We start from the raw sequence: 12,979 nt of genomic DNA, 5'->3' as shown, positions 1-12,979 counted from the left end.
AGATTCTTTTTCTAGTATAAAACAATCTATCGTTACAAGAAAGCGAAAGAGGAAAACGCTTAAAAATTACTCATGCAATGGTTGCTGTGCTAATTTTCCTATTACCTTCTTTTCCTTTTTTGTAGCAATAATTGTTAAAATAGCTGACAATAATAAGGAAATTGCCATGAAATTATAAGAAGCTCCAAAACCACCAGTTAAATCATTTAAATAGCCAACGATATAGGCTCCAGCAAAAGAGCCTAATGCTCCCATACTATTGATTAATGCCATTGCCCCACCAGAGACGTTTCTAGGAAGGATTTCTGGAATAATCGCAAAGAACGGACCATAAGGTGCATACATTGCTCCTCCTGCAATAGAAAGGAGAATAAAGGATAACCAGAAATTACTTGTGCCAATTAAATAGGAGCCGTAGAAGCAAATTGCCCCAATTAAGAGGAATGGATAGACAAATAGTTTGCGATTTTGAAATTTATCTGAGAAGTAAGAAACCGCTAACATTAACACACATGCTAATACATAAGGAATTGATGCGAGCCAGCCCGTTGTTACAATACTTGCATTTGGGGCTGAATTAATAATAGTAGGAAGCCACATCACAAAACCGTATACGCCAATGCTCCAAAGCGCATATTGAAGACTGAGCAGAATAACAGTCTTTGACTTAAATGCTTCACGATAGTCCTTAACTGGTTTAAGTTCCTTTTGTTCGTCCAGCAATGATTGATGAATGGCAGCCTTTTCGTCGCTGTTAAGCCATTTTGCATCTTTTGGATGATCATTGACGAGTTTCCACCATAAAAATGCCCAAATCACGGCAGGTAAACCTTCTAATATAAACATCCATCTCCAACCGAGTGATTCAAGAATATAACCAGATACAATACTCATCCATAAAACAGTTGCCGGATTTCCTAGAATGAGGAATGTATTTGCTCGAGAACGCTCTGCTTTTGTAAACCAATGACTTAGAAATACTAGCATCGCAGGCATAACAGCACTTTCTACTACCCCTAAGCTAAAGCGTATGACGAATAAAACGTTCACATTTGAAATAAGACCAGTAGCTGTTGCTAAGAAACCCCAAAGGATTAATGCCCAAAATACTAGCTTTTTTGCACTCTTATTCTCTGCGTAATGAGCACCTGGAATTTGAAAGAAGAAATAGCCTAAAAAGAATAATGCACCAAGTAGAGAAGAGGTAGCCGCAGTAATATTTAAATCCTCAGCTAAGCCGCCAGCAGCTCCAAAACTATAATTTGCTCTGTCTAAATAAGCTAAGCTATAAGTAATAAAAACAATCGGGATAAGACGAATCCATCTTTTTTTAGAAAGGGTATTCATATACGTACACTCCTTTGAGAATGATTGTTTATAAACTGCCTAAGTTCTTGTTTATCCGGGTAGCCAGTATTGTCACCCAGCGATTGTACAGCTAACGCGCCAATTGCATTTCCGCGCTGCACGGATTCCTCTACAGGAAGACCTTCTAAGAACCCACTTATTACTCCAACAGCAAAGCCGTCACCTGCACCAACTGTATCAATCACCTTTGCTACAGGGTAGCCATAGATGGTTCCTTCTTCTGTAGGGGATTTATAATAGGCACCTCGCGCGCCAAGTTTGATGATAACTAATTCTACGCCAGCGTCTAAATAATAGGAAGCAATATCGGCAGGCGTTTGATAGCCCGTTAGTTTGATGCCTTCCTCTACTCCTGGTAACACATAGTTCGCTTGTTTCGCGAAGAAATTGATGGTATCTACCATTTCCTTTTCTGAATTCCAAAGTTTTGGTCTCAAATTTGGATCGAAAGAAACCTTTTTACACTGCTTTTTAAAAAATGATAAAGCATGCTGAGCAAAGTCTCTAGTTTCCAAGGAAAGCGCTAATGGAATACCAGTCATATGCAGATGCTTTGCCTTCTGAAAATAATCTTCATCAAGATCAGCAATAGCTAGATGGCTTGCAGCAGAGCCTTTTCGGAAATATTGGACTTCTGGATCACCTTTGGTTACCCGTGATTTTAATTGAAATCCGGTTGGGAAATATGCATCTGTCATGATTTTTTCTACATCAACTTGATTCTTTTGGAGGTTTTCCATAATGAATTTTCCAAAGGCATCAGCACCAACTTTACTTACAAAGCTAGCTTTATATCCTAATTTAGCTAAGCCGATTGCTACATTTGTTTCCGCCCCTGCCAGTTCCATTGTATAATGCTGTACCTCATGTAGTGGGCCGCAAGAGTCGGCTATAAACATCGCCATGGCTTCGCCGAATGTAATGACATCAATTGAGTGCATGTAATTTTTCCCTCCTTTGATTTGAATGGACAATATCTATAAATTTATTAATCTCCACCATTGATCTCTCCAAGGAAAACTCCAATGCTCTCGGAATGGCAGCTGGAATCAAATGATCCATTTTTCGCCAATCAGCATTTGGGTCAAGTGGCAAGGGCTCGGTAAAAAAATGCTTGCCTTGTTTAAATACATGTTTTAAATGAAAATAAAAAATATAAGGCTGGAAAATTTGGAATGCTGCCAATGCATCTTCCTCCTGAATGGTCCAATTGCCTATATCAAATGTCATTTTGATTGGCATCCTTAAATTAGAAGCGTTTTCAAAAAAGGATGCTAACGGCTGGATTTTCCCCCCTTCCCTTGTTTGATCATTTTCCACTAATAATGAAAGAGAAGGGTAGTTGTGGATAATTTTCCATAAGTCGTGTAGATCTGATTTATTCTCCAGATAATGCCCCAAGGGTAGCTTAACCCATTTTGCTGAGAGAATCTCGCTCTCTTCCAAGATAGTATGAAGTGCTTGCTCATTTACAGCCCCAGCATTGTTCCAGATTGGAATAGGAGCAGAGTAAACGGTAAATAAGTTAGCTTGCTGGAGAATAGGCTGTATATGTTGTAAGGTTGTTAGCAACTCCTCTTCATGTAATAATTCTCTCCTAATTTCAATTCCGGAGGCATTTGATTTTTCAATAATTGAAATGGCTTGAAGTAAATCTTTCGTTGCTATTTTTTCATCAAAAAAGGAATTTAAAGGGATATATATAGTAGACATTTATATCTCACCTCTCATAAAACGATTTAGTAAACCGGTTTAGTGATATTATAAATGGAATGAAAGCGCTTTTCAATGATTAGTTTGTAATTTTCAATAATTAGGGAAAAAGTAGGAGAAGGGGATAATATGAATTATTGGGGGGATATTCGCGAAAAGAGGGAAGGTATTCGTGAAAACACTTGAGAAATTCGCGAAAAAGAAGAGAAAATTCGCGAAAAACACTAATTATCAGCCAAACCAAAAAAAGGTCTATGTAAAACACTCTTTTACATAGACCTTTCCAAAATAGTTTTATGCAATCGAACGATTAACTTTCACTCGTTCCCAAGGTTTTGTCTTCCAGCGTCTGAAGGCAAATATTCCTCTAAACCATTCATCTATCCCTTGAGCCAACCAGATACCAAGAAGTCCCAACCCTAATGTAATTCCGAGAGCATAGCTCAACGTAACGGCAATTCCCCACATGGAGATAATACCAATAATGACAGGAAAGCGAACATCACCGGAGGACTTTAAGGAACTCATTAAGACAATATTCATTGCTCTTCCTGGTTCTGTAAAGACCACTGCCCAGAGAATAGGTAGCCCGATAGCAATAATTTCATAGTTATCTGTAAATAGCTCTAATATTGGCTGACCGATTAATGCCATTACAAGAGCTGCCGCTAATGAAACGACCATGGCCAGTCTAAGTGTTTTAATGCCTCGTTTCAATGCACGGTCAAACTGCTTCCCGCCGATATAACGTGCAACCAGGAGCTGAGTACCTTCAGCAATTGCTAATGTAAATAAGTAGCAGATCATGGAAATATTACTAATATATACTCTGGCTGCTAAGGAGGCATCTCCTAAAGAAGCAACCATTGCAGTAATCATAAGCTGAGAAAATTGATACGATAAATTTTCTCCCGCAGAAGGAATGCCGATATAGAGCATATCTCGAATATCTTGTTTATTGACTTTGATGAAATCCTTAATGGAAAAAGTTAAAGCAATTCTCTTATAAACAAGATAAAGCAAAACAAGTACAGCAAATGTACGGGCTATAACGATAGTCCAAGAAACACCAATGACACCTGTAATAGGTAAACCAAAAACACCAAGAATACTAATGGCATAACCGGTTACGCTAATTACATTCATCAAAACACTAACAATCATGGATTCTTTTGTAAAGCCGTGACTTCTTAATATGGCACTAAGTGCAAGTGAGAGAGATTCTAAGAAGAGGGACGCACCACATATACGAACAAATATTAATCCATATTCTAATACTTCACCGCGAATATCGAAAAGTTGTAATAAATGTTCACCGAAGATAACAACGAGGGCTGCAATAATTATTCCGAACCAGAAGTTTAAACCAACCGCAGAGCGTGCAAACCTTCTAGCAAGGTTAAGCTCATTAGCCCCAAGTTTTTGCCCAATTAGTATCATGGCAGCAATGGATGTTACATTAAAGACTAGAATAAAAATTCCCAGAAGCTGATTGGCAACTCCTACACCTGCAGCTGCGCTATCAGAATAATGGCTTAGCATTAAGGTAGCAGTTACTCCCATACCCATGTGTAAAGCAAGTTCAATAAACAGTGGCCAAGATATATTAAAAAGAGACTGATTTTGTATTTTATTTGTTGAAACACTCAACAGTTAAAACTCCCCTTTACATTTAAAAATAGAAAACATATCAATCATTTTATGCTTATTTGGAAGAAAGTAAAGGGAAAGATAACATTTTTTTTTAGAAATTTTTCAAAAATCTTGAATATAGTAGTAATTAACGCTTTTTTTGGAATTATTTATGAGGATAATCCATTATTTACCGCAATTTTTGCTAAAAATGTTTGAAATGTAATGAATAGTGTCATGACAAGTGTTATTATAATAGTTAGTTTTCATAATTACACCTATCAGTGGAAACCTAAGGGGAAAATGGGAGGATTACAATGAAAAAGGAAATATCTCAAAGAAAGATTCTTGGTATCGCAGGCTTAGGGTGGATGTTTGATGCGATGGATGTTGGAATGCTTTCATTTATTATTACTGCTCTCCAAGCAGATTGGGGTTTATCGGGCAAGGAGATGGGCTGGATTGGCAGTATGAATTCAATAGGAATGGCTGTCGGTGCACTTGTTTTTGGATTAATGGCAGATAGAATCGGAAGAAAACATGTATTTATGATTACATTATTACTCTTTTCTATTGGCAGCGGGCTCTCTGCCTTTACTACTTCCTTAACGATCTTTCTAATTCTACGTTTTTTCATTGGAATGGGACTTGGTGGGGAGCTGCCGGTAGCATCTACACTTGTTTCTGAAAGTGTTCCAAAGGAAAAACGAGGCAGAGTCGTTGTCTTACTTGAAAGTTTTTGGGCATTTGGCTGGTTACTCGCTGCAGTAATTTCCTACTTTGTTATCCCAAAATATGGCTGGCAGGCAGCACTTATCATAAGCGTTCTTCCAGCTTTTTACGCTATATATTTACGTTTGCATTTACCGGATTCACCGAAATTCTTAAAAGTAGAAAAAGAGAAAAAGCTGACAATTAAGGAAAGCCTGCAAGCTGTATGGTCGAAGGAAAATCGGAAGCAAACAGCAACCTTATGGATTTTATGGTTCTGTGTAGTCTTCTCTTATTATGGAATGTTTTTATGGCTTCCAAGTGTCATGGTATCTCAAGGATTTAGTATGATAAAAAGCTTTGAATATGTATTAATTATGACACTAGCACAATTACCGGGATATGCTTTGGCAGCCTATTTAATTGAAAAAGCAGGCAGAAAGTTTGTACTCGTGCTATTTTTAATTGGGACAGCAGGAAGTGCCTTTATGTTTGGGTTAGCGGGAAGCACAGCGATGCTTCTTACAGCAGGAATTCTTTTATCCTTCTTTAACTTAGGTGCATGGGGAGCTCTTTATGCCTATACACCAGAACAATACTCTACAAAGGTTCGAGGGACAGGTGCAGGAATGGCAGCTGCGATTGGAAGAGTTGGCGGAATCTTAGGACCATTATTAGTTCCTTATTTAACAGCACAAAAGGTCTCCATTCCCTCTATTTTTACTATTTTTTGTATTGCTGTATTAATCGGGGCAGCAGTAGTTCTGTTTTTTGGAAAAGAAACAAAGAATACCGAAATTATTTAGAGTGGTTCGCCACTCTTTTTTTTGTTAAATAATCTAACAAAACTTCAATAAAGTAAAAAAATCCACATATAGCCTTCATATTGATTTTATTTTTCTTGAATAATAATCACTTTTTACAGAAAGAAAAGAAGAAGATTGCATTCTGATTTTGATGATAGCGTTTTATTAAAAACTGAAATAAAAAAATTATTTACATATTCTGAATATTGATGATATTATAGCTACACACTATTAAACGGTTTAGGAGGAGCATAACATGAAGATCAAAACAAATACAGCACTGATTATTATACTCATATTATGCTCTTAGGATTAAATAATCCCTCTGTATTATAACGGGAATTGTTTAGTCCAGTTTTTGTTATTAAAAACAAGGCGCTAAACAGTTTTTAAGACTTGAAGGTGCCTATCCATTATTGGACAGGCTTTTTTGTTTTTATCTAGCTAATAATTATTTTTAAATAGAGGAGTAGAAAATGATGAAGACTAAAGAATATTTTATGGAACGAATGTATAAAGCCTCAGCAGGAATGTCAAATGCAGTCCTTGTAACGTTAGGAATGGGATTGTTGTTAGAATCGATCGGAAAAGCATTTGGCTGGGATGTCTTAGTTCAAATTGGCGGAGTGGCAAAGGTATTGTTAGCCCCGGCATTTGGAGCGGGAATTGCCTATCAGTTAGGTGGAAACACATTAGTTATTTTTAGTGCGATGGTTTGTAGTACGATTGGGGGGAACGCGCTGCATGCAACGGATGCTGGAATGGTGCTTGTTTCCGGACAACCAATCAGCGCAGTATTAGCAGCGGTAGTGGCAACATATGTTGGGAAGCGGGTTAACGGAAAAACAATTTTAGATATGGTGGCCATTCCAGCTGCAGCAATTTTAGTTGGAGGAATTGCTGGAGTAGGTTTGGCGGCAGTTACAACTCCGATGCTAGAATGGATTAGTGCCCAAATCACTTCATCGGTACAAGGCTCACCTTTAATAGCGCCAATGGTTATCTCGTTAGTATGGAGCATCCTACTGATGACTCCAGCATCATCAGCAGCTTTAGCAATTGCATTGCAAATGGATCCAGTATCAAGTGCGGCTGCATTAATCGGGTGTACGGTCCAATTTGTTGGATTTACAGCGATGTCTCTTCGTCAAAATGATTTAGGAGGATTTCTTGCACAATCGATCATTACACCAAAAGTACAATTCCCTAATTTGGTGAAAAATCCGCTGTTAATCATTCCACCTTTTGTAGCAGCCGTCATTTGTGCCCCGATTGCAACATTAGGATTCGGATTCACGGCAACGTATGAATTGGCTGGATTAGGATTGAATTCTTTAATTGCGCCAATCAGCATTATGGCCACTCAAGGCTTGCAGGGATTCTTAATTTATGTGGCAGTAGGTATGGTTCTTCCAATTGTGATTACCCTTCCTCTTTATTTCGTAATTCTTCGCGTAGGCTGGGCAAAAACTGGAGATTTGGCTATGAGGGTTCAGTAAAACTTATGAATGGAGGCTTCCGATAGACAGGAAGCCTCTTTTAATGAAAATGGATCAAAGATATTGTAGTGGAGGTGGTAAGAATGAATCAATCGGGCATTACAGTTAATGATTTATTACGACTCCCTGTTTTAAAGGATGCAAAGGTGATAAGTGGGAGGGAAGGATTAAATAGAAACGTGCAAAATATTGATATTATGGAGGTTCCCGACATCGACGGCTGGTTAAGAGGGGGAGAGTTGCTGCTCACAACAGCTTATTCCATAAGACATGATCTTTCCTTATTGACAAAGCTTGTGGAGAAATTAGCGCAGGCAAATGCTGCAGCATTAGCAATAAAACCGGAAAGGTATTTACATGAAATGCCAAAAGAAATGATGGAGGTAAGTAATAAATATAACCTTCCTATTATTCAGCTTCCAGTTGGTGTGCCATACATTGATATTACAAATGCTGTCATGGAACAAATTGTGAATAAGCATGCTGCTCTACTTAGAAGGTCGGAAGAAATTTATAAGAAGTTAACGACATTGGTTCTTGAAAACAGTGGGATACAAACGGTTGCTGATAATGTATCACAAATGATAGAAGCACCTATTATTCTCTTAGATAAAGATGGTAAAAAAATTGTTTGCTCCCCAAAGGAAGGATGGATGAACGAATTTACGCATATAAAGCAGTGGGATATTACAGTAGATAAGGAGCGAGTTGGCAAATTTTTAATTGAAAAAGAACAGTTGGATGAAATGGATAAAATTTGTGTTGAACAGGCACGTCTAGTTTTTTCTTTAGAACTAATGAGAAGAAAAACAGCAATGGATACAGAGAATCATTTAAGAGGAAATTTTATTGAAGAACTGCTTGCAGGCATATTTCTCCCCCAAGAGGAAGTAGTGAATAAAGGAAGACAACTTGGATTGGATCCTGAAATAATGTGGGAAATAATCGTGATGGAAAGTGCAACCCTTATGGAAGAAGGTTCATCATTGTTACATGATTTAAGCAGCATTATAGAATCCATTAATCTATCCCATGCTAATAAGATTTACACACAGAAACAAGGAAGCCGGCTTGTCATCCTATCAGCCGTTCCCTATCAACCAATTATAACAAAAGAAACAAATCAACTATGGATGGATAAATTACTCCCTCTTATCAAGAAATATACCGATTTTCAAGTAGGATTTGGCGGAAGAGCGCTATTATGGGAGATACATTTAAGCTATTTAGAAGCTAGAAATTCACTTTTAATTGGATCCAGTCTTAATAAAGGGAAAAGAATGTACTTTTATGAAGATATTGAGCTATTTAAATTGTTACTAGACAGTTCCGACTATGTCAATATGGATCCAGTAATCGAAAGGAAAATAGGTAAGTTAATACAATATGATAAAGAAAATGACAGTGATCTTGTCAAAACACTCTTTTATTATTTGACTTTTAATGGCAGTTTAAAGGACACAGCAAATCAATTATATATTCATCGTAACTCAGTAAAATATCGCATTGATAGAATAAAAGAAATTGCAGATATTAAATTAGATACTTTCCAAGAGAAGGTTTTATACTATTGCTGTATATTCTTTCATAACTTTAAGGGTTCCTAAAACAGAGGGGGCTATTGTACTCGGAGCACAATAGATCCTTCTGTTTTTTGTTTTTTTAGGACATTGTGACAAAAAGACAGAAAAGTTAAAATAAAATATAAATATTCAGAAAATTTAAATTAGGAGAGTGGGGATATGATTGGTGTCATTCGTGTTTTTACAACGGAGAATAAAGCAGTCTTGGACCATCATGGCAAAATAATTACAGAATTGTTTGGATTGCCAACAGTAAATCAATGTATTCCAGATCAAGCGTTAGGTATTTATGATGATGCTTCAGAAAAAGAAGCAATACCAAAAATCGTAGAGTTAGGAAAAAAGATGGAAAGGGAAGGAGCAAGGATACTTGCTATTAGCTGTGCGGCAGATCCTGGGATTGAAGAACTAAGAAAAGCGGTGTCTATCCCAGTAATAGGGGCGGGAAGTGCTGCTGCATTAACAGCTTTTTCTTTAGGAAAACCTGTTGGGATATTAGGGATAACTCAGGATGTTCCAGAAGTTATGAAGAAAATTTTAGGGGAGCTGTTGGTTGGCTTCAAAGTTCCAGAAGGTGTAGAAAATACGACTGATTTACTGAAAGAGGAAGGGAAGGAAAAGGGGCTAAAGGCTGCTAAAGATTTGTTAGATCAAGGAGCCAAGGTAATTGTGTTTGCTTGCACAGGTTTTTCAACAATTGGACTGGCAGACCAATTGCGTAATGAATTGAAAGTTCCCGTTATCGATGCAGTCGAAGCAGAAGGACAGTTTGCAGCACAGTTATACTGACATTGTCATATGGACAACCAAAATTTTCATTGTTTGCCAGATTATATTTGTAAATAAGCATAACGAATTAATTGGCCTTATTTTTAATATTCTTTATTCAAACCATCAAATGTACCACTTAGTTTAGTATGACCCCACTCTTTAACATCAAAATGCTATTTAAAAATAATTTGGAGGCTAGTCTATGAAACAAGTAGAACCAGTAAAAAAACACCCTCGTCTATTTGAACCTGTTTCCCTCATATTTACCATTATTACAGCAGTGTTTGGCGCCATTATCGGGATGCAAATTATCGTCTCTTTAGGAGTGACACCAAATACATCTATTATTGGTGCGCTTCTAGCAATGCTGATTGCTAGAATTCCAGTTACTATCTTTAAAAGGTATAAGTCTATTCATAGACAGAATTTAATGCAAACCTCTATATCTGCAGCAACTTTTGGGGCTGCAAATAGTTTATTAATTCCTATCGGTATTCCTTTTCTAATTGGGGAACCAGATTTGATTGTTCCGATGTTGATTGGAGCAGCATTGGCCATGTTTGCAGATGCTGCCATTTTATATAAACTATTTGACTCCAAGCTGTTTCCTGCATCAGGTACATGGGCACCAGGAGTAGCAACAGCACAAGCTATCGTTGCTGGTGATAAGGGAGGAAAACGGGCAGGGCTTCTTGGAATTGGAACACTTATTGGCGTTATCGGTTCGATTTTGCATATTCCGATGTCTGCCTTTGGGGTTGCTTTTATCGGTAACATTTGGGCTTTAACGATGTTTGGGATTGGCTTACTATTCCGACAATATTCTATTCCTGTTTTTGGTGTAGATGTAAACGCCCTTTACATTCCACATGGCATTATGATTGGTGCAGGAATTGTGGCGTTAGTCCAAGTTACGCTATTAATCTTTGGAAAAGATAAGAGAAAGCAAAAGGGAAAAAATCAAGAGGTAGCTGCAGCTATGGAAAATGATGTTGACGACTCGAATTATACAACACCTATTTCAGTAGCAAGAAAGACTTTAGGAATTGGCTTTATTGTTTATATTGCGATTGCTTTAATTATTGCTTTAACAGGCGGACTTATTACAGATATGTCATTTGGTATGTTGATTGGATTTCTGATTTTTGCCGCATTTGCTGCGTTTGTTCATGAATTAATCGTTGGTATTGCTGCCATGCATTCAGGGTGGTTTCCAGCCTTTGCGGTTGCCTTTATTACCCTCCTTATTGGTATGATGATTGGTTTTCCGCCTTTAGCACTTGCTTTACTTGCAGGATTCAGTGCTGCAACAGGACCGGCCTTTGCAGATATGGGCTATGACTTTAAAACAGGCCATATTTTACGAGGAAATGGCGCTGATAAAGAATATGAAATAGATGGAAGAAAGCAACAATATATGACGTCATTAGTTGCCTTTGGAGTCGCATTGCTAACAGTGCTAATCACTTATAAAGGATATTTTGCCAATAACCTTGTTCCTCCAATAGACGCTGTCTATGTTTCTACGATTCAGGCAGGCACTTCAATGGAAGTCGCTCGGCAATTATTAATATGGGCTATTCCAGGTGCTATCTTACAAATACTTGGTGGTTCAAGCAGACAACTAGGAGTAATGTTTGCAACAGGTTTATTAATTTTAACTCCATATGCAGGCATTGCAGTATTGGTAGGGATTGCGATTCGATTAATGTGGGTGAAGAAAAAAGGAAAAGAAGCAGAGACGCCAATGAGTATTTTAGCTGCAGGGTTTATTGCTGGGGATGCACTGTATAGTTTCTTTAACTCTGTATTTAAATTAGGGAAATGAGGAGATGAAACGTGACAATAAAATTAGATGAACAAATCGTTGAATTTGCTGTATATGGTGGTGCCATACTAGGCGGCGGCGGAGGAGGAAAAATAGAAGATGGACTTCAAATAGGACGCCTTGCTTTAGAGGTTGGTCAGCCTATCTTAAAAATAGCAGAGGAAATGGCAGATGAAGACTTACTTGTAACGGTTTCGCTAGTTGGCGCTCCAGCTGCTAAAGAGCAGTACGTAAAGCCAGTTCATTATGTCAAAGCAATGGAGCTATTGGCAAGTAAGCTAGATAGACCACTTCAAGGAATTATTACCAATGAAAATGGAGCTGGCACTACAGTAAATGGCTGGTTTCAATCCGCTATGACAGGATTACCAGTAGTAGATCTGCCTTGTAATGGAAGAGCTCATCCAACTGGCACAATGGGGTCATTAAATTTAACAGAGATGCCTACTTATATTTCTTATCAAGCAGCCGTTGGCGGGAAAGGAGATAAGTATGTAGAAATGCTTATCACTGGTTCCCTTGATATAACAGCAAAAGCAGTTCGCCAATTGTCTGTTGATGCTGGCGGGTTAGTAGCAGTGGCAAGAAATCCTATAACAGTGGGATATGCAAAGCAAAACGGAGCGAATGGAGCCATATCGCAAGCAATTACAGTTGGCAAAGCCTTGCTGTCTAATAAAGGAGAATCTGCTATCGAAGCAGTTGTGTCTGAACTAGGAGGATCTGTAGTCACAGAAGGAACAGTAACGGCATGTACTTTAGAAACAATAGGAGGTTTTGATGTAGGAAAAGTAACGATTGAGGATTGCTATGATATGACCTTTTGGAACGAGTATATGACAATTGAGAAAGATGGAGTGCGTTTTGGCACCTTTCCAGATCTTATTATGACATTGGATACAAAAACAGCTAGACCTATTGTAACCGCGGAAATGGCAAAAGGGCAGCAAGTAGCTGTTATAACCGTTCCTAAGGAAAAATTACGCTTAAGTAGTACGATGAGTAACCAAAAGTTAATCCAACCAATTGAAAAAATAATAAACAAAGAAATTCTAACTTATCTTTAAA

At 37.8% G+C, this 12,979-nt stretch carries 10 protein-coding genes; 6 read left to right on the top strand and 4 right to left on the bottom strand.

Annotation, left to right across the window (positions count from 1 at the left end; all coding sequences use genetic code 11):
• Positions 1 to 66: 66 nt before the first annotated feature.
• From NX902_RS23455 to NX902_RS23440, 4 genes are all read right to left on the bottom strand, one after another.
• A complete protein-coding gene (locus NX902_RS23455; RefSeq protein ID WP_095329462.1) occupies positions 67 to 1,347 on the bottom strand; it encodes an MFS transporter in 1,281 nt (426 codons plus the stop codon).
• Positions 1,344 to 2,309 (bottom strand): sugar kinase, encoded by a 966-nt coding sequence (locus tag NX902_RS23450; RefSeq protein ID WP_095329463.1) that lies wholly within the window; start codon positions 2,307 to 2,309, stop codon positions 1,344 to 1,346. The genes NX902_RS23455 and NX902_RS23450 overlap by 4 nt, the downstream gene beginning before the upstream one ends.
• Entirely contained in the window at positions 2,296 to 3,081 is a 786-nt protein-coding gene (locus NX902_RS23445) for a hypothetical protein (RefSeq protein ID WP_163185101.1), read from the bottom strand. Before NX902_RS23445 ends, NX902_RS23450 begins: the two co-directional genes overlap by 14 nt.
• A gap of 294 nt (positions 3,082 to 3,375) precedes the next feature.
• Positions 3,376 to 4,731: an MATE family efflux transporter gene (locus NX902_RS23440; RefSeq protein WP_095329465.1), complete on the bottom strand. Its 1,356-nt coding sequence runs from the start codon at positions 4,729 to 4,731 to the stop codon at positions 3,376 to 3,378.
• A gap of 299 nt (positions 4,732 to 5,030) precedes the next feature.
• Here NX902_RS23440 and NX902_RS23435 point away from each other — a divergent pair, with 299 nt between their 5' ends.
• From NX902_RS23435 to NX902_RS23410, 6 genes are all read left to right on the top strand, one after another.
• Positions 5,031 to 6,230, top strand: coding sequence for an MFS transporter (locus NX902_RS23435; RefSeq protein WP_217279735.1), 1,200 nt, complete (start codon positions 5,031 to 5,033; stop codon positions 6,228 to 6,230).
• Positions 6,231 to 6,709: 479 nt separating this feature from the next.
• Positions 6,710 to 7,729 (top strand): PTS transporter subunit IIC, encoded by a 1,020-nt coding sequence (locus NX902_RS23430; RefSeq protein ID WP_163185171.1) that lies wholly within the window; start codon positions 6,710 to 6,712, stop codon positions 7,727 to 7,729.
• A gap of 83 nt (positions 7,730 to 7,812) precedes the next feature.
• Complete coding sequence (locus tag NX902_RS23425) at positions 7,813 to 9,336, top strand: PucR family transcriptional regulator (protein WP_163185104.1); 1,524 nt, start codon at positions 7,813 to 7,815, stop codon at positions 9,334 to 9,336.
• A 135-nt stretch (positions 9,337 to 9,471) separates the two neighbouring features.
• Entirely contained in the window at positions 9,472 to 10,101 is a 630-nt protein-coding gene (locus tag NX902_RS23420; RefSeq protein WP_163185107.1) for an aspartate/glutamate racemase family protein, read from the top strand.
• A gap of 184 nt (positions 10,102 to 10,285) precedes the next feature.
• On the top strand, positions 10,286 to 11,911 hold the full coding sequence (locus tag NX902_RS23415; RefSeq protein ID WP_163185110.1) for an OPT/YSL family transporter: 1,626 nt from the start codon (positions 10,286 to 10,288) through the stop codon (positions 11,909 to 11,911).
• An 11-nt stretch (positions 11,912 to 11,922) separates the two neighbouring features.
• Complete coding sequence (locus tag NX902_RS23410; RefSeq protein ID WP_163185113.1) at positions 11,923 to 12,978, top strand: S-methyl thiohydantoin desulfurase domain-containing protein; 1,056 nt, start codon at positions 11,923 to 11,925, stop codon at positions 12,976 to 12,978.
• Position 12,979 lies beyond the last annotated feature (1 nt).

The sequence above is a fragment of the Niallia sp. FSL W8-0954 genome (assembly GCF_038005605.1).
Lineage (GTDB): Bacteria > Bacillota > Bacilli > Bacillales > Cytobacillaceae > Niallia > Niallia circulans_A.
Note: the sequence above shows the minus strand (reverse complement) of the source record. Positions and strands in the feature narration are given on the sequence as shown.

Bases quoted from the DNA above. Each gene is read 5' to 3' on its own strand.
- NX902_RS23455 (WP_095329462.1), bottom strand. From the start codon at position 1,347: ATGAATACCCTTTCTAAAAAAAGATGGATTCGTCTTATCCCGATTGTT.
- NX902_RS23450 (WP_095329463.1), bottom strand. From the start codon at position 2,309: ATGCACTCAATTGATGTCATTACATTCGGCGAAGCCATGGCGATGTTT.
- NX902_RS23445 (WP_163185101.1), bottom strand. From the start codon at position 3,081: ATGTCTACTATATATATCCCTTTAAATTCCTTTTTTGATGAAAAAATA.
- NX902_RS23435 (WP_217279735.1), top strand. From the start codon at position 5,031: ATGAAAAAGGAAATATCTCAAAGAAAGATTCTTGGTATCGCAGGCTTA.
- NX902_RS23430 (WP_163185171.1), top strand. From the start codon at position 6,710: ATGAAGACTAAAGAATATTTTATGGAACGAATGTATAAAGCCTCAGCA.
- NX902_RS23425 (WP_163185104.1), top strand. From the start codon at position 7,813: ATGAATCAATCGGGCATTACAGTTAATGATTTATTACGACTCCCTGTT.
- NX902_RS23420 (WP_163185107.1), top strand. From the start codon at position 9,472: ATGATTGGTGTCATTCGTGTTTTTACAACGGAGAATAAAGCAGTCTTG.
- NX902_RS23415 (WP_163185110.1), top strand. From the start codon at position 10,286: ATGAAACAAGTAGAACCAGTAAAAAAACACCCTCGTCTATTTGAACCT.